This is a genomic window from Spiroplasma diminutum CUAS-1, from assembly GCF_000439455.1.
GTDB classification, from domain to species: domain Bacteria; phylum Bacillota_I; class Bacilli_A; order Mycoplasmatales; family Mycoplasmataceae; genus Spiroplasma_A; species Spiroplasma_A diminutum.
The window spans coordinates 445,353-467,495 of record NC_021833.1; the positions used below are offsets into that span (position 1 = coordinate 445,353).

The window sequence follows — 22,143 nt, forward strand, 5'->3', positions numbered from 1 at the left end:
ATGAATTTAAATAAATATATTGATCATACCTTATTAAAAGCAGATGCAAAAAAAACTGAAATAGAAAAATTATGTAGTGAAGCAAAAGAATTTGATTTTGCAACAGTTTGTATAAATCCAACTCATATTTCTTATGCTAAAGAACTTTTAAATGGAACAAATGTTGGAATAACTACTGTAATTGGATTTCCATTAGGATCAAATACAAGTGAAGTAAAAGCATTTGAAACAAAACAAGCAATTGAAAATGGAGCAACAGAAATAGATATGGTTGTTAACATTGGAGCTGTAAAAGATGGAAATTGAGATTTAGTTCTGAATGACATGAAAGCTGTTAAAAATTCAGCTCCAAATAATTGTGTAAAAGTTATTTTAGAAAATTGTCTATTAACAAAAGAAGAAATAGTAAAATGTTGTGAATTAGCATTAGAAGCAAAATTAGAGTTTGTAAAAACTTCAACAGGCTTTTCAACTGGTGGTGCAACATTTGAAGATGTTTCTTTAATGAAATCAGTTGTAAAAGAAAATGCAAAAGTTAAAGCTGCTGGTGGAGTTAGAACTTATGATGACGCAATAAAAATGATTGAAAGTGGAGCTGAACGTTTAGGAACAAGTGGTGGAGTTGCTATTGTAAAAGGTCAAGAACACAAAAATGGATATTAATTAGAAAAAGGTTGCTTATAAAAAGCACCTTTTTTTTGATATAATATAAGTAAAGCGTTTTACAAGGAGGGCAATTTGATGAAAAAACATGGTTTTGAAGTCTCTGATTATAATTTACCTAATTCAATTAGAAAAAGAATCGATGATTTAGTTGAATTAAATATTAATCCTTCAACAATAAGTGCTATTACAACTGAATTTTCTTCATCAAGTGATGAAATTAGAGAAAATATAGGGAGATATATTGCAAGATTATTGGAAATTCAAGATATTGTAATATCAGAAGCAGAAAATAAAAGCAATGAATTTAATAATGCTATTAATTTAAAACATGTATTAAGTTTTAAAAATAGAAAAACAAATCTTTTAAGAATTCAACAAATATTTTCAAAAAATGATAAAGAAAAAGATGAAGTGGATTCTGTTAGAACCAAAAATAGAGAGATGAATAATTCACTTAATGCTCTTTATAATTTTAAAGAAGCAATGATAATAAATAATGGAAAAGAAATTTCAAAATTAGAACAAATTGCAGCTAAAAAAAGAAGAATCGAAATAGCAATTTTAGAAGAGCAACAAAAAATTAAGATTGCACAAAAGCAATATCAAAAAGCTAAAATTGAAGATGATGAAATAACTCAAGAATTGAAAATTAATGCTGTTAAATTTGCAAATAAAAGATTAAAAGAAATTTCAGAAGCGATCTCTACATATAAAACTGTAGAATTAATCCCTGATGAAATTATTAATAATAATTTTTCAACTCATAAAAGAGAATTTTTAAATAAAAATGATAAGACTAATTTTGAAAAACTTCAAGAAGATATTAAAATGTTAAACAGTAAAAAGGAAAATTCTAATGTTTCAAAAACACTAGAAATTGATCTTGAGACATTCTTTGATGTACCAGGTTTTGAAGAATATGAACAAAAATTGGAAAATAAAAGGAAAAAACCTGTAAAAAGAAAAGTAAATACTAATAATAAAAAGGTTGAACAAAAAAAAGAAATTAAACAAGAAACAAAAACTAAAAATGATGATGCTGAAAAGATCATTAAAAAAATCAAGAAAAAGGCAAGAGCCAAAGATAGACAAATTGATAAAATAAAAAAAGAAAAAGAAGAAATAAAAAAGGAACTAATTCAATTAAAACAAGAAAAAAAAATAATCGAATTAAGAGAATTAGAAATTAAAAAAAGAAAATTAAATGAAAACTTTGAAGATACTGTAAAAAAGGAAAGAAGAAAAATTGAAACAACTTATCAAATATTAGAGAAAAAATGAAAAGCTGAATCAATTAATAAGGTTTTGAATTCAAAGCAAAAAGCTTATAATGCTGTTAATTCAATTAAAGAAAAATCAAAAATTATTGAAGAACAAAAAAAGACAAAATCTGAAATTCCAAAAGATTTTAATCAATCTAAAAAAATTACTTGTTCAATCAAAGAAGATCAACCAAAAAAAGATATTAAACAAGTAGTTAAGAATAATGTTGAAAAGGCTAAATCAACAGAAAAACCAAAATTTAAAAACGATGTAATTTCACAAGAAAAGAAAGAAATTAAACAAGTAGTTAAGAATAATGTTGAAAAAGCTAAATCAACAGAAAAACCAAAATTTAAAAGCAATATAATTTCTCAAGAAAAAAGAGAAATTAAGGAAAATGAAAATAAAAGTAAGGATTTAAAACCTAAATCTGAAAAAATTTCTTTTGCAAATAAAAATAATATTTCAGTTGAACTTAAAAATCAGAATCAATTTGAAGAAGATGAAAAAATAATAGTTCATTTAGAACGTAAAAGAATATTAAATATTATTTCAAAAGAAGAGTTAGTTGAATTAGAAACAAGAAAAAGAAAAAATAATCACATTTCTTCAAAAATAGATTTAAGAAAATTTAGATTAGTTAAAAGACACGGAGCATAATTGGTGTCTTTTTTTATGCTAAAATAACTTTATAAAGGTGGAATATAATGAAAACAAATGAAATCCTAATTAATGGTTTTAGTCTGTCATGATATACAAAAAATAATATGAAAAGTTTCCTTAAAAAAATAGGATCAAGCTTTGGTTTTGTTATTATTTTAATGCCTATTTTTGGAATTATTCTTTCAATTGGAAATGCTACAAAAGTAGATTTTTTAAAAGAAATTGGAAGTATATTATTTGCAAATATTGGAATTTGATTTACTTTGGCAATAATAATAGGTTTCACTTCTAATAAGGGAGTTGCAGTGTACAGTGGTATACTTTCTTATTTAGTTGTAAATGTCTTTATATCAAGTTTTATTAGAGAAGTAAATAGTATTTATTTTAATATTTGATTTTGAAAAAATCTTAATAAAAGTGCACTTCTTTCAAAATTGTTTTTTGGGGGAATAGAAACTTTTAACTCTGGGGTAATTGGTGGAATATTAATTGGAGTATATGTAACTTATATTTATAATAAGTTCAAGGAAACTAATCTACCAAAAGGATTAGAATTCTTTTCAAAAGAAAGATTTACAATTTTATTATCAATTTTATTTTCTTTTATTTTTGCATCATTATTTATAATTATTTGACCTCTAATTGGATTCTGTCTATCTGCTATTGGAATAATTGTTGCAAATTCACCAATTGGTATGGATTCATTTATTTTTAGAACAATACAAAGAATGTTAATTCCTTTTGGTTCAAGTCTACTTTGACAATCACCAATGTGATATACCCAAATAGGGGGAGAATTAAATCTATATCAACAAGATTTATTAATTCAATATTTATTTAGAGAAGTTGATTCAGAACATATTTATTTAGTTACAAAATTATCTCTAATTCCTGTTAAGGGAATAGGAGAAAGTCAAATACTTGATCTATTTAAAAATGAATTAGAAGTAGAAGAATTTAAATTATTAGAGGATAAAATTAATTTATGATTTGAGAATACTAATTCTATATTTGAAGCAAACCCAAGCGGTGATCAAATAATTTGAAATATTGTATCAACAAATAAATACATTACTGTAGATGATTGTTGAAATGCTGGATTAAGAGTAAGTAGATTTATATCTGGGGGTTATATAAACTCGATATTTGTTCTTCCAACACTTTCATTAACTATGTTATTAATGACACCTAAGGGAGAAAAAAGAGCAAAAACTGGTATATATATAACAGCTGCTTTAACTGCAATGTTAATTGGAGTAACTGAACCTGTTGAATATCTATTTTGTTTTACAATGCCTTTATTCTATTTTGCAATTTATTGTCCTTTTAATGGACTAATTGCTATGACAACTTCTCTTTTAAAAGTAAAAGTAGGTACATCTTTTTCAACAGGTATTTTTGATTTTACTTTAAGTGGAATTATTCCAACAATTAATGGAGTAAACACAAGAATTTGAATAATACCAATTATAGGTATAATTGCATCGTCATTAATTTTTACAATTGCATATTTTTGATTTAAATATTCAAGTAAACTTGAAAAGAAAACAAACTTTGAAGCTAAAAACTTAAAAGAATCGTTTCAAAATTTAATTATTACATTTGGTGGTATTAAAAATATTGAACAATTTGTTTTAAAAGAAGACCAAGCAATGATAACATTTATTAAATTACCAAGTGATTTAATAAGTTCAATTGAATATAAAGAAATTAACATTACAGATAAAACTGTTAGAGTATATTTCAATGATAATCAAAGATTAAAATATGAAGTTTTAGAAAAAGTATATATAAATATTAAAAACCCCTTATAAAAGGGGTTTTAATTAATATAAATTATCATTAATTGTTTGTAGTATATCTAAAGCAATTTTATCTTTAGTATTACTATCAAAATCAATAATTTCGTTATTTTTTGCAAGTAGTATTTTAATTTTATTTGTATCAGATTCCATAGCGCTTGATAAGTTAACTATTAGCATATCAAGATTTTTCTCTTTTACTTTTACTCATGCTTTATTTAAATCAAAGTCATTTGCAAGTGAAAAACCAACTAAATATTGGTTAGTTTTTAGTTTTCCAAGTTCTTTTAAAACATCAGTTGCTTCAGTAAGTTTAATATTCATTGAATCTTCACTCATAGCTCTTTTTTCAATTTTTTGATCGATGTAGTTTTCAACTTCAAAATCATATAAAGCAGCAGAACAAATTACTATATCTGAATAGTAATAATTTTCTAACATTTTCTCTAACATTTCGTTATTTGTTTTTACATAAAAGTTATTATCATCTTGATTTAGAGGGTTTAAAGTGTCTCCAAAGACTGTTATTAAGCTTTTAGAATTAGTTTTTAATAGTTTTTTTAATTCTAGTCCCATTTTACCGCTACTTGCGTTTGTAATGTATCTTACTTTATCAATATAGCTTCTTGTTTTTCCAAAATTTAAAAGAATATCTTTATCTTTTAAGTTTTTAAATTCGTAATTTAATTCCTTAATTATTTTAAATGCTTCAAAAGGTTCTAAAGCTCTTCCAATACCTTCATGACCACTTGCTAATTTTCCATATTTTGGCTCAACTCAGTGAACATTACCTGTTGATAGTAGTAAATCCTTATTTTTTGTAAGAATTGGATTTAAATACATATTTGAATTCATACTTGGAAATAATATAGTATTATAGTTTGAAACTGCAAAAACAAGACTTGCAATATCATCAGATATTCCATTTGCTATTTTTCCAATGAAGTTATAACTTGCTGGATATACAATATTTAAAGTACTTTCAAAAGCAATTTTAATATGATCTCCATAATGATGTGAGTCATAAAAATCTCTATCAAATATTTCATCAATATATTCTAAATTTTCTAATTTTATAAATTTTTTGGCATTTTTTGTAACAATTAACTTTACTTCAAAGTCTTTTTTTAATAAATTATAAAGTTCAATAGATTTACTTGCTGCAATTCCACCAGAGATTATTAAATTTATTTGTTTTTTCATAAAATCACTCTTTTCTTTACTTATTATCTATTTTTTTTATCATTTTTTTCACTTTTTTAATAAAAAATGTAGACACAATGACTTTAACAATCTATAATTATTTTTGACTAGGAGTTGAAAAAATGGCAAGTGTTGTTGTACGCGAAGGTGAACCAATTGAAAAAGCACTGAAACGTTTTCAAAAAGTAGCTGCTTCAAATAAATCTGAAGCAAGAAAACGTGAATATCATTTAAGTAAAAAAGAAAAACGTATTTACAAACAAAAACAAAATAAAAAATTCGGATAGTTCCGATTTTTTTTTACTTTTATCAACTAATTGTCAAACAATAATATATAATATATATGTTTAATAACTATTCAGGGGGCAGCATGGCAACAACAACTACAGTAAAAAATACAAAAAAAACTTCAACTTATAATTCAAAAGCATTAAGTTCAACAAATAAAATGACAAGTGGAAGAGTAATGGAAAAACCTAAAATTTTAGTAAATGAAAGTATTTCAAAAGTTGAATTATTAAGACAATCTAATTATCTTTCAAATGTTAAAAAACAAAAATCAGGAGAAAAAGATCTAACTGGATTACCAGAAGGGGTTAGAAAATCAATTGAAAACAAAGAAAGAATTGAACAAATATTAAATTTGAGTAGAAGTAATGAAATTGAAGATATAAGAAAAAGATTTTCAATAGAAAAAAAACCATTAAACAAAAAAAGAGCTAATGAAATTAAAGAAGAAAGAATTGCTTTTTTTAAATCAAATATTGAAAAATCTAAATCAGGAAGAAGTAAATTATCATCTTTAAGCTATGGAAACGATAGCGCTGTTAATAAAATTAGAGAAAGTAATGCAGAAAAAGCAAGTAAAAAAGTTAAAGATTCAGTTGCACAAACAAAAACTGTCGCTAGAAAAAAAACAAAACCATCAAATAAAAAATAATTATAAACAGAACTTTTAAGTTTTGTTTTTTTATTTTTAAATCGATTAATTATTTGAGGTGAGTAAATGTATTATTTAAAATGTAAAATTTTAGAAGAATCTGATATTTATTTAATTGTTGAATCAAATAATATTGGTTACAAAGGATATAAAATATTTAAAGAAAATTTAGACATTGATAAAGAACAATTTTTATATTTAATTAATTATAAAAATGAATTTTCAAATGAACTTTTATTTTTTAATTCAAAAGAAACAAGAGATATTAGTGAAATTATTTTGTCTATTAAAAATATTGGAATAACAAGTATTAAGAAAATTTTTACTATTTTATCTATTGAAGAATTTAAAGATATTTGTAAAAATCAAGACATAAATAAATTATTAGAAAAAACAAAATTAACAGAAATTAATTGTAAGAAAATTATTCAAGAGATAAGATCAAAAGTATTTAAGCAAAAATATAATTTAAAACAAATGAACATTATTAATTCTTTAAATAAACTTGGCTATAAACTTTCAGACATTTATAAGGTATTTAATCAAATTGATTTAAATTTAAATGAAGAGCTTATATTAGAAAACGCTATATTTAATTTAAATTATAATGGAAACTAATATATTTAGACCTTCATGTTTAAAAGAATTTATTGGTCAAGAAAAAGTTATTGAGAATCTTAATGTATTTATTCAATCTGCAAAAAAAAGAAATAAAAGTTTAGATCATATTTTAATACATGGTCCATCAGGACTTGGTAAAACAAGTTTAGCTTATCTTGTAAGTAAAATTATGAATAAAAAAATTTATATTTTAAATGGACCTAGTTTGCAAAAACCAAGTGATATTATTTCACCATTAACTTCAATAAAAGAAAATGAAATACTTTTTATTGATGAAATTCATGCAGTTTCAAAAGAAGTATTTGAAGTTTTATATCCAGTTTTAGAAGACAATAAATTAAATATTATTGTAGGAAAAGAATACAATTCTAAAGTGGTAAATATCAAAATTCCAAATTTTACTTTAATAGGTGCAACAACAGAAGTCAATAAATTAACAGATCCATTTAAAAACAGATTTCCTATTTGATTTCATTTTCAACATTATAGAGAAATTGAAATTGGAAAAATTCTTGAAATTAACTGTCAAAAATTAGATATTAGTCTTAATCAAGAAATTATTAATTATATTTCAAAATTTTGTCAAAACACTCCAAGAATTGCAATAAATCTTTTAAAAAGAATTTATGATTATTTAGTTATTTTGGAAAATAAGATAATTGATATTAAATTAATAAAAGAAATATTTTATAAATTGGAAATTTATAAATATGGTTTAACAAGTCAAGAAATAAATTATTTAAAATTACTTTATGAAAATTCATATTTGGGATTGGAAACAATTCAACAAGTATTGGGCTTACAACAACAAATAATTATAAAAAACATTGAACCCATTTTAATAAGGAATTTTTTAATAGAAAAAACTATTAAAGGAAGAAAAATAACAAAAAGGGGAATTGAACTACTTGAATCTGAAGAGCAAATTTAGAAAATATATTTTTAATTTTATTTTAAAAATATAATAAGTGATAAAATATTCTATAAAGTAAGGAGTAAATAAATGCTTAGATTTTCAAGAACACTTTCAAATGTTGGTATATATCTTGTATTAATACTTTTGACAAATATTATGATATTTTCAATTTTATTAATTTCAATTAAAACACTTATGGATAAAAGTTATGAATTTTTATGAAAGTTTGGTCAGTGATTGCAAAATAATCTAGATTCAAGTTTAACTACAATTCAAAATATTGGTGTATTAATATTGATAGGTTCATTAATTGCTTTTGCAGTATTAATATTTAATCTAATCTTAGTCAATTCTAGAAAAGCTTCATTACAAAGAATTGGCTATATTATTGGAATTATTGCAGGAGGTTTTGGTCTAATTATTTCAATATTACCTGCGATAATATTTGGATCTTCAAACGGAGATAAATTAACAATGTTAGTATCATTAATTTTTTTCTTGCTTATGGGATTAAATAATTCATTAATTTTAACTGGATCTATTTTTGGTATGTTTTTTGCAAAAACACTTGTAGATAATTATGAAAAAAAGAGTAAATCTTAAGATTTACTCTTTTTAATATACTTTTAAAAGAATACTAAAATCTCAATATGTTATTTACATAAATGGCAGACTTAATATAATAAATAAAATCATTTTGAGATTTTGCATTTTTTATTTTTTTTAAAAATTTCTAATAAAAGATGGTAATATTAATATGTATGAGATAGACATAGTGCTATGAGACACTCTGAAAGCTTGGTTCTTTACTGAAATAGAACCCCTATAGAAATAAATTTCTATGGCAGAGTAACCCTGATCAAGTTGCTGGGAGTATATTTATATACAATGATATATAAATATGCTTTTTTTTTTTTTTTAAAAAAAAAAAAAAAATCAGATTATATAAAAGTTTCAAAATTGATAATCTCAGATGCTAAAAAAATTAAAAAAGTTCATTTTTTAAAATATTAAAGAGAAATAAATAGTATTTGCTTATATAAAAATTAAAATTGAAAAAGAAGCAAAGAGAATATTAAGGAAATATAATATATTTTCTTAATATTCTTCAAAAATGCCAATCATAATAAACCTTTAAAATATTGAAAAAATAAGGTATAATAACTTTAATTAAATATCAGAGAGGTTTGTAGGATGGAAAAAAAAGTATATAATTTGAAAAAATCAAGTTTAGGGAAAGTTACATTTTTAGATGGAACATCATTTTGCATGATTCAAGGAAAAGGCGATAATGGCGAATCATTTAGAGATATTTTAATAGTTAGATCTGCTGAAGAAGCTATTAGAAAATTTCCACAATGATCTTCTGAAATAGTTTATTCAAACATAGCAGATAAATTAGGAACACATAATAAAATAATTGATTGATTAATTGAAAATTGAATGGAAAAGGGAATAGTTTCATTTAAAAATGAGATGTATGAAAATTTTGGATTTGAAGAATTTAAAGATATGGACCCAATTACTTTCATTAAATCAGAACCTGAAATGGTAGCTTTAACATTAGTGCATATTGCAGCAAGATATACAAATGGTTATTTAAAAATGCCAATTAATGATATTGAAATATCATTGAGATTTATTAAAAATGTACTTACAATTAACTTCTGAGAAGAAGGAAATCCTAAAACAGAAAAGCCTCAAATATAAGAGATTAGTAAATCTCTTTTTTTATTTGTTATAATCAATTTGGTGATTACATTGAAGAAAATGATAAATTTTTTAGCTACAATTACTCTTACAAGTTCAACAACTTTAAGTGTGATTTCTTGTGGCAATACAAAACCTACAATCAGTTTTTATGAAACAGATTATAATACAGCATTTAATAAAGTTTTTGAAAATAAAAATAATACAAAAAATGAAAATTTTTCTATGTTACCGGATTTAGATCATGTTACTATACCTCCAAAAGAAATAGATGAAGAAATTGAAACTCCAAAAACTAAATCTCAATTTGAATTAAGTGAAGCAGGTATTAAATTAAATTGTACAGATTTTAATTGTCAAGAAAATAATACCTTCACAGGAATTGGATTAACAAATAAAGAATATAATGAAATTAAAGATCCATTTAAGGAAAGAATGAAAGCTCAATATGCAATAGATGATTTAGCTTCATGATTTTCAATTCAGCCAAATGAAAATGAAGGTTATCTTTACGATTTTTCTAATTTATCATTTTATGTTGATTACTCAAGAAATAATTATTTCTTTAATAAATATGAAAATAAAGATGAATTAATACTTTGATCAAAGGAAAATTATATTGAAATTAAACATCCAGATAGAAATATTAATAGTGAATTTACATTTTTTGATAAAAAAAATGAATTAGATTCAGAATGAATTAAAGAATTATTAAATTCAAGTGATGTTTCAATAGAAGACGATTCTAATAAATTAAATATTGAATTTGCATTAACTAATGAATCTGAAATTAAAGTTATTATAAAAAAAGTTAATAATTTATTTTCAAAATATCAATCAAATTTGGATTTTAAAGAAAGTGAAGTTGAAATTGAAAAACAAGAGGGTGAAACATTACCACCAATAGAGTCAGAAAAAGATAAAATAATAATTTTTGAATCAACAAATTTAAATAAATTTATAATAGAAAAAAAATTAATAAATCAAATTTCTATTAAATTCACAATTAAATCAGAAACTGGGGGAGAATCAAATGAAAAAAATACTTTACATATTATCTAGTGTGTTTTTTATTCCTACTTCTTCAATTCTTACTACCGCATGTGATCCAATAATTTCAATTGCTTCGAAAAGCTTTACAGGTACAACAGATGATTTAAACATTTTTTTTAATGATAAATCAACAATTAAACCTTATAGTTTACAATATTTGGAGTTTATAAATGATTCATGAGAACACAATGGTTTTGAATCAAGTTTATTTTCAACAAAAATTCAAAACTCAAAAATAACTCCTGATTTGGATAATGAAACTGAAGTAGAATTTATTAAAATTTTATCAGAAATATATAAACCTGCTATTTCAGATACAACATATGACTTTACCGGAATGACAATAGTTGTTGAAAATATTTTTCTAAATTCAATTAAAGTAGATGTAAATGAAAATGAAAATAGAAGCTATGCAACAAATATAGAATCTGATCTTGCTTTAACAATTAAAAAGGGTTGAAAAGAACAAGGAAAGATCTTAGCAACAGTAACTACATCAAAACCAATTGAAAAAGATGAAACATTTAAGTTTATTAATAAAATAATTGAAGGTTTGAACTTTAAATTAAAAGTAAGTGATGAACCAATTGAAGAAGCTGAAATAGATTCTAAAAATTATTATGAGATTCAGGGGTCTTTATCCAAAGATGAGCAAAATGCCTTTATAAATAAACTTATTTTAACTGCAAATAGCAGATTATCATTGGATTTAACAGGATTAATTAATTTTCCTGATGATGATAATGGTAAAACTATGGAAATTGATGGAATAAAATATAAATTTGTACAATAAAAAAGCAATATTCTATATATTGCTTTTTTTAAATTGATTACTATTTTTGTAAATTTGACTAATTAACTCTATTTTTCCACGTAATTCTTCGCTAATCATAATTCCTTTATTAAATATAACTATTTTAGAACGTTCATTTATATTTTGGACATTAAGTCCTTCCATTTCTTCTTCATCAATTTCTTGACCGATTATATTTCCAAAGTAATGCTCAATAATTTCACTAGCTTCTCTTTTTTTCTCAAAATCAGGGTCATTTTCAACTATTTTCATTTCTTCTTTATAAAAATCACTTTGTTTTGGATTTTCTATATTTCATTTTTTTAATTTTTCTAAGGTTTTTTCAAGATTTGACTCTAAAATATATTGCAAATCTTCATATTCAATTTCATTAATTAAAGTTTCTTCTCCAAGTTTATTTAAAAGTGATTCTAATATTTTTAATGATTTATCTAAGTTTTTTGTAATATTGTTTATTTGCATTTTCATAATTAGTTCAGTAATTTTTTCTTGAATATTATTTGGGTTTTTTTCAATTGTTTCTAATAATTCTAATTGTGCTGCATCTCCAGCACTTATTAAATCATCTTTATTTTTAATTTTTAAACTATATTTTGAAATAAAGTTTTTAATTTCATTATATTGTTTGATATTTTCAATATCAATTTTAACTTTATTTAAAATATATGAAGTTACATTAATATCAGGGGTAAAGTCTCCAAATCCTTGATCATTATCTTCTAAAAAACCGTTTCTGAAACTATCAATTTTTTCATTTATAAATTTTTTAAATCAATTTACAGAGATTTCATCAATATAGTTTTTAAAATTGTTTATATTTTCCATATATTTTCACCTTTATAAATATAATATCTTATATTAGCCAAATTTTGAATTTAAAAATATGATATTATCATTGTAAAAGTAGGTAATAATATGAAAAGAAATTCAATACAAATTATTGATGAGGGCTTCTTTTTACTGAATGAAAATCAAAACTTTAGATTTGATAAAGAAGCTTCTAAAAAAATAATTGAAAATATACAATTTCCAATTATTGTTTTGGACACTGAATTTTTTAATCATTCTCATGATAATGGGGAAAATGATAAAAAGCTTTACAGTGAAGATAATAAGGATTTAGTTTATGTTATTCAATATTCATTTGCAAAATCTTTAAAAGAAATTTCTAACAGAGATAATAAAAAAGCAATAAAATCAATTACTATTAAAAGAAACTTTAATGATAAAACATATAATTTCTTTGATCAATATTCAAAAATGATAATTTCATTTTTAAATATGTGTAGAAATAAAGAAATAAGAACTATTGTTTGTGCTGGTGCAAGTAATGATATTAAAATTATTAATAAATGAATAAATGATAATAAAAAATTATTTGCTAGAAAAACATTAAAAATGGCATTTTATAACAAAGATACAAAAGAATTAAATGCAAACTATTTTGATATATATGATATTTTAGAAAAAACTTTCTCTTTTTCAAATACTAATAAAAATGGAGAAGAATTTTGAAAAAGAGAAAATCTTCCTACAGGAAAACAAAGTGATGAAATGATTGCATTGACAAGTACAAAGAAATTTTTTGATTGATTTGAAGATATAAATCAAAATATATTTAAAGATGAAAAAGAGGATATTTATACTATGTGTTGTAGCGCATATTCTTTCTTTTCTAAATCTATAAATAAAAAAATTGAATATGAAGAATATAAGGCAAAAAACAATAATATAAAGAGAGTAATCGATCATTGTTATAATGATGTTTTAAAAGTTTTAGAATTTTTATCTTTTGTTTATGAATTTACCAATATTGCTTATTCAAAAAACAGTTATATTAAAAAATATTAGTTAATAAAATTGATATAATTTTATTAACAGTAGGGGGTTAAAAAATGGCTGATAAAAAAAAGGGTAATTTTCTTTTACTAAACTATTTTAAACCTTCAATTTATCTAGAAAGCTATGAGAAAATAAACTTAGCTTCTCTAAAGAATAGTGGTATTAAACTTGTAATGTGTGATATGGACAATACATTAATAGGTTGAAACGAAAGAATTCCTTCACCAGATGTAATAAACTTTGTTAAAAACGTTTATTCTCAAAACATGGAGTTTGTTCTTTTCTCAAATAATATTAGAAGTAGAGTTGAAAATTTTGCAAAAAAAGCAGGTATTACTAACTACTTTTGAGATTGTAAAAAACCTCTTTTGGGTAAAATGAAAATAGTTAAAAAATTATTCAAATATAAAGAAGAAGAAATGATATTAATTGGTGATCAATTTGTAACAGATGTTCTTGTTGCAAATAGAGCTCATATTAAAAGTATTTTAGTTTCACCATTAAGTAGAAATAAACAAGAAAGTAAAACTGTACAGTTTTTAGAAAAACATATTTCAAAAAGACTTTCGCAAGAAAATATCCTTCATGAAGGATTTTATAACGAAGGAGAAATAGGGGGCAATTATGAAATTCTCTAATAATGATAAAATTGATGAAATCGAAAAGCAATTAGAAGAACTTGAAGATAAAGCTTTAAAAATTAATGCACAAAGTGAAGAAGTTATAAAAGTAAAACAAAAAAGTAAAGTAACTTTAACTGAAGCAAGACCTGGTATTGGAAATACTACAAACTTTAATTCAAGCGGTCCTAAGAAATGTATTGGTTGTGGAAAAGAACTTCAAACAGAAGATGACAAACTTCCAGGATTTAGTTTAAATATTGAAAAACAAGATTTATGTTTAAGATGTTTTAAAATTAAATATTACAATAAACTTGTTGAGCAAGAAATAAATGATCAAGACTTTATAAAAATCATTGATGATATAAATAAAACTGATGAAAAAATAAGATATTACTATGTTGTAGATATTTTTGACTTACCTGGAAGTAGATTGACATGATTAGAGCAATTAATTTCAAAAAAAGAAGTTGTTATTCTAGTTAATAAAATAGATCTATTTCCAAAAGCTGTTAAGAAAACAAAAATATTTAACTACGTTAAAAAATTCTTTGAAGATTCACCAATAAATGGATCAAAAATAATCTTAACTTCATCAATTAAACAAGATTATGTATTTGCTTTAGTAAATGAATTAAAATCAGTTCAATATGATCAATATATTGTTGGTATTTCAAATGCTGGAAAATCAAGTTTAATAAATGCGTGTTTAAAAGCAAATCAACAAATTCCAAGTATTGTAACTTCAAAATATGTAAATACAACACTAGATAAGATAAAAATTAATTTTACAGAAAAGAATTTTGTATATGATACACCAGGACTTGTAAAACATAATCATATTGCAATAGCTACAGCACCAAGTTATTGAGATTTCTTTTTCTTCCAAAAAGAAATTAAACAAGTTACTTATCAATTAAATCAAGGTCAATCAATTTTTTATGGTGGTCTTGCATGATTTACTTTTGAAAATGGACAAGCATTTAATGAAAAGAATGGAAAAGAAACAAAAACTAATTTTCATTTTTATATAAATAAACAATTACCACTACATAGAACAAAAGCAATAAATGCACAAAGATATTTCAAAAAAAATCGTCATAATTTATCTCCAAGATTATTAGATAAAGATTGTGAATTTGAAACATTAGTTTTTAATTATACTAATGAAAGAAAAGTTGATATTCATATTTCTGGATTGGGTTGAATTAATTTTAAATCATATCCTGACATGAAATTATCAATTACAGTTCCAAAAACAGAATATGGAATTAAAGTAACTGAATTAGATGCATTAATTTAAAAAGTAAAAAAAGTAAAAAAAAGTAAAAAAAAGTAAAAAAAAGTACTTTTTTTTTTTTTTTGTGTAAAAATACTTGTGAGGGGAATAAAATGAAAAAAATAGTATTTGCGTTGTTAGCAATAACAACAACAATGCCTTTTTTGTTATATACTGTTTCTTGTGGAAGTGACAGTTTAAATTATGGAACTGATTTATCAAAAATTAGTGACTATAAATGAAGTAAAGAAGAACCATATTTTAATAGCTATAACAAATCGGCAATTAATGCTTCTAGTGTCGAAGAAGCAATTAGTTTAAAAATTAAAAATGAGTCTAAGTTTTTAGACTACAAAAATTTTAATACTGGTTTTAAAACATCAAATGAAGTTCTAAAACAGTCACCAACAGGTGTTCCATTAAACACTAAATTTTTACCAAATGGTAATAGAAAAAGAGATGTAATGGAAGTTAAAAGAAATGAAAGATTTGATAAAATAAACAGTATTTTAGATTGAACTTATCAATCTGATCTTGATGCAAAATACAATAAATCAAGAATAGAATTACAAAAAACTGAAAAAGTAGCTTCAAAATGAGTAAGCACTCAAGATGAAAAAATTAAAGAAATGAATATGTCAACTATTATTCCAGGTACTTCATTGGAAAATACCATAGTTGGAAATAAAAGAACATATGCAAGAAGCTTTAATAACTATCAATATAACGATATTATGGTTGCTTGAGCTGGAGCTGCAGATGAAGGTATTATTGTTCCACCTGGAAAAAATGAAGTTGAAAAAGCACATATAAATGGAACAAAAATACTTGGAAATATATTTTTAGATGGTTATCATGGACTTAAAAAGGAAATGTTAGACCAATTCTTGAAGAAGGATTCAAATGGAAATTATTTAATTGTTGATATATTAATCAACATAGCAGTTGATTTAGGATTTGATGGATGATTTTGAAATAATGAACCAAATGGATATTTTGAAGATGGTTATATTTTAAGATATAAAGTTTCAACAGAAATAATGAAACAATTTAGAGAAAAAGTAAAAGCTTCAACTGATGAAAAAGTTAAAAACTTAATATTATTTTCTTATAAAAATAATGGTAGTTTAGAACAAGATACAACAGGTAAAACAGCAAGTCAAGAATCTGAAGAATTACAAAAAAATAGTGATTATTTTTTAAGTGATTTTGGAATTACTCCAAATAAATCAGTTGACTATTTAGAAAAAAATAAAAATATCGATCCTTTCACTATTTACAATATGTATAATGCATCAGGATGAATTGGTGGAAATATCTTTTACAATCAAGATAGACTTGGTGGAAGAGAATTAAAAGATTTAGTTTATAAACACTATGATGAAAATGGAAAAGAATATATTGATGTAACAAAAGAAAGATCAGATAAAAATTTAAATAAATGAACTTATAAAAGTAATGATCAAAATGAATTAAAAAATTCACTTGCAATATTTGCATCACAAGTTGCAGATGATCTTGCAAGACAAGATATGGATAAAATTAAAATTGAAAATCAAGATACATTAGACATTGATACTTATGGAATGACTAAACAAAATTATTATGATGATTTAATATATACAGGAAGAAACAGACAACTTTCAGAAAATGATGAAGGTTCAGTTTCATATGACGAAAAAACTTTTGAAAATAAAAGTTATGGAGTTGGAAATTTAGTTCAAGAAAAAACAGTATTGATTGATGATAATAAATCTTTCTTTACAAATTTTTCAACAGGAAATGGATCTAAATTTGCTTCTTTAAATACATCAGAAAATGGAGTAGAAAGAATTGTTGAAACTAATTATCCATGAAGTAATTCAAATATAGCTGATGTTCAACCAACATATAAATGAATGATTACAAAAGCTAATGAAGATAATCAAGTTGTTGATAGTAAAAACATAACTGGATTTTATGATTATTTAGATCCTTATTTAAAAGGTAATTCAATTGCACTAGGTTCTGGTGTAAAAAATGATGGTGAGATTATTGATGCTAAATTTGAAAATGGCTCAGAATATAATTGAATGATTATGGGAAGTAACTATAAAAAAACAAAAAATTTAGATGTTTCATTTGTTTATAAATCAACAGGTATTGAAGAACCTAAAATAATTTATGAAGAAATTAATGGTGGTTCGACAACAATTAAAAAAGCTGTAAGTAATTATTCTGTTAAAGAACTTGACAATGGTTGAAAAGAAATAAATGGAACAATAAATTCTGAAGGAACTGTTGGAAAAATTGGATTAAATTTTACTGCAAATTCAGGTTCAGGAAAAATAAATGTTGGTCAATTATCTATAGATAATAACTCTATAAAAAATACTTTTGATGATTTAACAAATATTAAAGCAGAATCTGAATTAGTAATTAATAGAGAGAATGGTTTTAAAAACTATAGATTAAATTTTGATTCTTTATTTAAAGAAAAAGATATTTATTCATATTATGAAGTTTATTATAAAAAAAATAATGAACTTTTTAGAGTTGGAGAAACAAATTCAGATAATTACTATATTAAAAATATCCCAGTAGATGTAAAACAATTTCATATTAAATTACAAAATAATGCTACTGGTGAAATAAAATGAATTAAATTGGAAGTCGGGGAATAGAAAGATGTTGGAAATAAAAAATTTATCAAAAAGTTTTGGTAAAAACAAAATTTTAAATGATATAAATCTGCAAGTTAAAAGCGGAGAGTGTATTGGGATTTTAGGATCAAATGGTGCTGGAAAAACAACATTAATGGAATTAATTGTTGGACAAATTAAACCATCAAATGGAGAAATTTTAATTGATGGAGAAAAAAATACTTACAGAAAAGTTGGAATTCAATTTCAAGAGGGAATGTGACCAATGGGTGTAAGTTCAAAAATTCTTGTTAAGTTCTTTAAAAATAATTGATTTAAAGAAACTGATGAAGATACTAAAAAATTACTTGAAATATTTGAAATTGAAGAATTATTAAAAAAAGATTTAAATAATTTGAGTGGGGGTCAAAAGCAAAGAGTCAATTGTTTCTTAGCTGTTATAAATAATCCTCAATATATCTTTTTAGATGAAATGATTTCAGGATTAGATTTAAAAATGCAATTAAAATTGATAACATATTTTAAAAATCTAAAAGAACAAGGTAAAACAATAGTTTTAATTTCTCATAATACTGAAGAAGTTGAAGAATTATGTGATAGAGTTGTAATTTTAAATAATGGTCAAATATTCTTAGATGAATCAACAAAAGAAATTGTTAAAAAATATGGAAGTATTAGAAAAATGTTAATAGAATATTACAAAAATCATGCAGAATAGTTTTATTAAATTTAATAAAAACTTCCTTAACAATTTTCTTTTAGTTTCAAGTTCTGTTTTAAGAAATTTTAGAACTTATGTATATTTATTTTTTATACCAATATTTATATTAGCTATATTTTCATGATTCAATGGAGGAATAAACAGTCATTATAAACCTACAAAATTATTCTTATTTATGATGATCCCAACTTATGCAGTTGTATTTCTTGTAAACATTTCAATATCAGAGTGAAAAAACTCAGTATTTTTGAAAAGAATACATAGTGCTGGAATATCAAAAACAGAATTTTTATTAAGTATATGAGCCTTTAATTTTTTAGCAGGTATTGTTGCTTTTATAATAGGTATTTGTACATTAGAAATTCTAGGATTACTATATTTAAAACCAATAGAAGAAAGTATTTCAGCAACACTTAATTCGATTAAATTTACTGAATGAATTGGTATTTTATATGCTATAAGTTTAAATATATTGATTTCAATTGCTATTGGAACAATTATTAGTGGTCTTATTAAAAGTGTTGCTTTATCTCAAAGTTTAACTATATTAATAGTTGCCTTTTGTATAGTGTTTTCAGATAATTTATTACCAATTGATCTAATGGCAATAAATAAGGGAATAGTTATATTTAGTTATTTTATTCCACAAAAACACTCAGTTTGAATTGGACTTATAAGTTCTTCTGCAAATAACTTAAATTGAATTATGGAAAATGCAGATAGAAAAATAGTTAGTTTTAATTATAATCTAACTTTAGTAAGTTTTACTGGTTTACTATATGTAGTTTTATTATCAATTGGAGCATATTTCTCATTTGGATGAAATAATAAAAAATAACCTACTTTCTTGAAAAAAGTGTATTATAATATTTAAAAAGCAGTATATTAATAATTGATTTTTTCAGGGAGGACAAATAGATGAAATTAGTTTTAGCTATTGAAATTGGTGTTACATCTTCAAAAGTTGGATTAGTAAATCAATATGGAGATTTACAAGCTAAATTTGCAGTTGATCATGATTTAACTAGACTTATACCAAATCTTTTTGAAAAAATAATAGATGGTTTAGAAGCAATTGGAATAAATTATGAAGAAGAAGTTGAAAAAATAGGTATTGCAATTGGTGGTTATGTTGATCACATGCTTGGAATAATAAGATATTCAGCTAATTTAAATTTAACTAATTATCATTTAAAAGAAGTTGCTGAAGAATTATTTAAAAAACCAATTTTTGTAATAAATGATGCTAATGCAAGTGCATTAGGTGAATTTTGAACAGGAGTTGCAAAACAATATGATTCAATCATTTTCTATTACGTTGATAATGGAATTGGTGGAGCTGTAATTACTGAAGGTAAACTAGCACCAGGAGCAAGAGGATTTGCTGGTGAATTTGGTCATGGTGGTGGAGTTTTTCAAAAGAATTACCCATGTTCTTGTGGTTTAACAGGGTGTGTTGAACCAATGTCTTCAATTCTTGGAATTGCAAACCATTTTAAAGTAACTTTTAAAAATAAAAAAAATCATTCTGCTGCACATTTCTTTAAAAATGTAGAAGATATAACTTTTAAAGAAATACTTGAAATATATGAAGAAAACAATCAACCTGAAGAAATAACTGTTTTATTACAAGAAGCACTTGATCCGCTTATAATGCATATGGCAACAATGATAAATGCATTGGATCCAGAAGCTATAATATTGGCTGGTGGATTAACACAGTTAGATGAAAAATTAATTGAAATTATTCAATCAAGTATTAAAAAATATATGATTGATATGTTTGCAGAAGAATTAACTATCGAAATAGCTGAATTAGGAAATGATTCAACTATGATTGGTAGTGCTTATTATGCTTTAAATGATTGAAAAATATTCTAATTTTCAATCATTTTTTTATGGAGAATAAAATATGGAAAAACTTTTGAAAAGAATTAATGAACTTGCACATATTGCAAAACAAAGAGAATTAACTCATGAAGAATTAGAAGAAAGAGCTAAATTAAGAGAAAAGTATATTAAATTATTTAGAGCAGGATTAGAACAACAATTAGAAAATACAAAATTTATTGATGAAAATGGAAATGAAATAAAAAGGAAAAAATAGCTCTATGAATTATTTTTTCCTTTTTATTTAATTAATTTCTATAAAATGTTTTATTTATCTAAAAAGTATTTTATAATATGTATGACTGTGCTAGTCATAAGGGGAAAATAAGAAATGAAGAAATTATTAGGATTGTTAGCGTCAAGTGGTATGCTAGCATCAACAAGTGGAACTGCTGTTTCATGTTTTGGCACAACAGATAATTCAGTTGAACTTTCAACTGTTATTAAAAAAACTGATTTAGGAAAATTAGATAATGCAAATGAAGCTACTGTAAAAGAGGCTTTAAAAAAACAAAATAGTAATTTAAATATTAATGCAATCAAAATAGAAATTACAAAGAAACCAACACAAAGTGGAGAAGTAATTAATTACAACGTTAAAGTTACTTCTAGTAATACAAAAATTTATAAAGGTGAAGTTGATGGAATAACTTTTAATGTAGATAAAATACCTGCTGAAGATTTATCATCAGTTATTAATGTAAAAGATTTAGGAACATTAGATAATGCAGATAAAGATACTGTAATAAATGCTTTACAAGTACAAAATCCAACTTTAAACCTTGATTACATTGATATTGATATAAAACAAACTAGAGAAGTTATAACAACAAATTATTCAGCAACTGTTAAGTCAACAAATAATGATTTTTATACAGGAACTGCTGAAATTACTTTTAATGTAAAAACAGGATCTGCTGAAAATTTATCATCTGTAATTAATGTAAAAAATTTAGGAACATTAGATAATGCAGATGAAGCTACTGTAAGAAGTGCTTTACAAGCACAAAATCCAACTTTAAAACTTGATTACATTGATATTGTTATAAAACAAACTAGAGAAGTTATAACAACAAATTATTCAGCAACTGTTACTTCAAACAATGAAAATTTTTACACAGAAACTGCTGAAATTACTTTTAATGTTGAAACTATAGTTCCAGATGAATTAAGTTCTGTTATTACAAAAACAGTTTTAACAATTACCGAAATTAAATCAGCAAATGATTATTTAACTGACGTTATTGCTGCTAATGCTGGATTAAATAAAGACGAGGTTACTGTTGAATTAACTACAGAACCTGTTAAAGGTGAACCAGGAAATCAGGAAACTGAAACACCAGAAATTCCTGCAGTAAATGGTGTATTAAAAATTACTGCAAAAGCTGATTCTACACTTTATACAGGATCAGTTGAAATTGCTTTAAACTGAGCAGCTTAATAAGAAACCAATAATAAATATTTAAACAAAAAATCTTACTATTAAGGTTTTTTTTAT

General features: G+C 23.6%; 22 protein-coding genes. 20 read left to right on the forward strand and 2 right to left on the reverse strand.

The window, feature by feature from the left end:
• From deoC to SDIMI_RS02060, 3 genes are all read left to right on the forward strand, one after another.
• Positions 1 to 663, forward strand: coding sequence for a deoxyribose-phosphate aldolase (gene deoC / locus SDIMI_RS02050; protein WP_020836332.1), 663 nt, complete (start codon positions 1 to 3; stop codon positions 661 to 663).
• A gap of 78 nt (positions 664 to 741) precedes the next feature.
• Positions 742 to 2,589 (forward strand): hypothetical protein, encoded by a 1,848-nt coding sequence (locus SDIMI_RS02055; RefSeq protein WP_020836333.1) that lies wholly within the window; start codon positions 742 to 744, stop codon positions 2,587 to 2,589.
• A 47-nt stretch (positions 2,590 to 2,636) separates the two neighbouring features.
• Positions 2,637 to 4,406, forward strand: coding sequence for a PTS transporter subunit EIIC (locus tag SDIMI_RS02060; RefSeq protein ID WP_020836334.1), 1,770 nt, complete (start codon positions 2,637 to 2,639; stop codon positions 4,404 to 4,406).
• Positions 4,407 to 4,418: 12 nt separating this feature from the next.
• Here SDIMI_RS02060 and coaBC read toward each other — a convergent pair whose 3' ends face one another.
• Complete coding sequence (gene coaBC / locus SDIMI_RS02065) at positions 4,419 to 5,597, reverse strand: bifunctional phosphopantothenoylcysteine decarboxylase/phosphopantothenate--cysteine ligase CoaBC (RefSeq protein ID WP_020836335.1); 1,179 nt, start codon at positions 5,595 to 5,597, stop codon at positions 4,419 to 4,421.
• A gap of 77 nt (positions 5,598 to 5,674) precedes the next feature.
• On the opposite strand from coaBC, the gene rpsU reads away from it, so the two are divergent.
• The 8 genes from rpsU to SDIMI_RS02105 all read left to right on the forward strand — a co-directional run bounded on the left by rpsU (position 5,675) and on the right by SDIMI_RS02105 (position 11,630).
• Entirely contained in the window at positions 5,675 to 5,884 is a 210-nt protein-coding gene (gene rpsU / locus SDIMI_RS02070; protein ID WP_236608367.1) for a 30S ribosomal protein S21, read from the forward strand.
• 83 nt (positions 5,885 to 5,967) lie between these two features.
• Positions 5,968 to 6,537: a hypothetical protein gene (locus SDIMI_RS02075; RefSeq protein WP_020836336.1), complete on the forward strand. Its 570-nt coding sequence runs from the start codon at positions 5,968 to 5,970 to the stop codon at positions 6,535 to 6,537.
• Between the two features lie 66 nt (positions 6,538 to 6,603).
• Positions 6,604 to 7,155 (forward strand): Holliday junction ATP-dependent DNA helicase RuvA, encoded by a 552-nt coding sequence (locus tag SDIMI_RS02080; RefSeq protein WP_020836337.1) that lies wholly within the window; start codon positions 6,604 to 6,606, stop codon positions 7,153 to 7,155.
• Position 7,156: 1 nt separating this feature from the next.
• On the forward strand, positions 7,157 to 8,089 hold the full coding sequence (gene ruvB / locus SDIMI_RS02085) for a Holliday junction branch migration DNA helicase RuvB (RefSeq protein ID WP_051132519.1): 933 nt from the start codon (positions 7,157 to 7,159) through the stop codon (positions 8,087 to 8,089).
• Positions 8,090 to 8,161: 72 nt separating this feature from the next.
• A complete protein-coding gene (locus tag SDIMI_RS02090) occupies positions 8,162 to 8,677 on the forward strand; it encodes a hypothetical protein (RefSeq protein WP_020836339.1) in 516 nt (171 codons plus the stop codon).
• Positions 8,678 to 9,268: 591 nt separating this feature from the next.
• Positions 9,269 to 9,784 (forward strand): hypothetical protein, encoded by a 516-nt coding sequence (locus SDIMI_RS02095; RefSeq protein ID WP_020836340.1) that lies wholly within the window; start codon positions 9,269 to 9,271, stop codon positions 9,782 to 9,784.
• 51 nt (positions 9,785 to 9,835) lie between these two features.
• A complete protein-coding gene (locus tag SDIMI_RS02100) occupies positions 9,836 to 10,846 on the forward strand; it encodes a hypothetical protein (protein ID WP_041618280.1) in 1,011 nt (336 codons plus the stop codon).
• Positions 10,818 to 11,630 carry a hypothetical protein gene (locus SDIMI_RS02105; RefSeq protein ID WP_020836342.1) on the forward strand — a complete coding sequence of 271 codons (813 nt, stop codon included), beginning with the start codon at positions 10,818 to 10,820 and terminating at the stop codon, positions 11,628 to 11,630. The genes SDIMI_RS02100 and SDIMI_RS02105 overlap by 29 nt, the downstream gene beginning before the upstream one ends.
• Positions 11,631 to 11,642: 12 nt before the next feature.
• On the opposite strand, the gene SDIMI_RS02110 is transcribed toward SDIMI_RS02105, so the two are convergent.
• Positions 11,643 to 12,476, reverse strand: a complete 834-nt coding sequence (locus tag SDIMI_RS02110; RefSeq protein ID WP_020836343.1) for a hypothetical protein — start codon at positions 12,474 to 12,476, stop codon at positions 11,643 to 11,645.
• A gap of 90 nt (positions 12,477 to 12,566) precedes the next feature.
• Between SDIMI_RS02110 and SDIMI_RS02115 the strand changes: the two genes are divergently transcribed.
• The 9 genes from SDIMI_RS02115 to SDIMI_RS02155 all read left to right on the forward strand — a co-directional run bounded on the left by SDIMI_RS02115 (position 12,567) and on the right by SDIMI_RS02155 (position 22,086).
• Positions 12,567 to 13,502, forward strand: a complete 936-nt coding sequence (locus tag SDIMI_RS02115; protein ID WP_020836344.1) for a hypothetical protein — start codon at positions 12,567 to 12,569, stop codon at positions 13,500 to 13,502.
• Positions 13,503 to 13,546: 44 nt separating this feature from the next.
• A complete protein-coding gene (locus SDIMI_RS02120) occupies positions 13,547 to 14,131 on the forward strand; it encodes a YqeG family HAD IIIA-type phosphatase (protein WP_020836345.1) in 585 nt (194 codons plus the stop codon).
• Positions 14,118 to 15,416, forward strand: coding sequence for a ribosome biogenesis GTPase YqeH (yqeH, locus tag SDIMI_RS02125; protein WP_020836346.1), 1,299 nt, complete (start codon positions 14,118 to 14,120; stop codon positions 15,414 to 15,416). The genes SDIMI_RS02120 and yqeH overlap by 14 nt, the downstream gene beginning before the upstream one ends.
• A gap of 89 nt (positions 15,417 to 15,505) precedes the next feature.
• Complete coding sequence (locus SDIMI_RS02130; protein ID WP_020836347.1) at positions 15,506 to 18,055, forward strand: endo-beta-N-acetylglucosaminidase; 2,550 nt, start codon at positions 15,506 to 15,508, stop codon at positions 18,053 to 18,055.
• 4 nt (positions 18,056 to 18,059) lie between these two features.
• Positions 18,060 to 18,752, forward strand: coding sequence for an ABC transporter ATP-binding protein (locus SDIMI_RS02135; protein ID WP_020836348.1), 693 nt, complete (start codon positions 18,060 to 18,062; stop codon positions 18,750 to 18,752).
• Positions 18,742 to 19,593 (forward strand): hypothetical protein, encoded by an 852-nt coding sequence (locus SDIMI_RS02140; RefSeq protein WP_020836349.1) that lies wholly within the window; start codon positions 18,742 to 18,744, stop codon positions 19,591 to 19,593. Before SDIMI_RS02135 ends, SDIMI_RS02140 begins: the two co-directional genes overlap by 11 nt.
• A gap of 80 nt (positions 19,594 to 19,673) precedes the next feature.
• Complete coding sequence (locus SDIMI_RS02145; protein WP_020836350.1) at positions 19,674 to 20,636, forward strand: ROK family protein; 963 nt, start codon at positions 19,674 to 19,676, stop codon at positions 20,634 to 20,636.
• 31 nt (positions 20,637 to 20,667) lie between these two features.
• Entirely contained in the window at positions 20,668 to 20,862 is a 195-nt protein-coding gene (locus tag SDIMI_RS02150) for a DUF896 domain-containing protein (protein WP_020836351.1), read from the forward strand.
• Between the two features lie 114 nt (positions 20,863 to 20,976).
• Positions 20,977 to 22,086 (forward strand): hypothetical protein, encoded by a 1,110-nt coding sequence (locus SDIMI_RS02155; RefSeq protein ID WP_020836352.1) that lies wholly within the window; start codon positions 20,977 to 20,979, stop codon positions 22,084 to 22,086.
• Positions 22,087 to 22,143 lie beyond the last annotated feature (57 nt).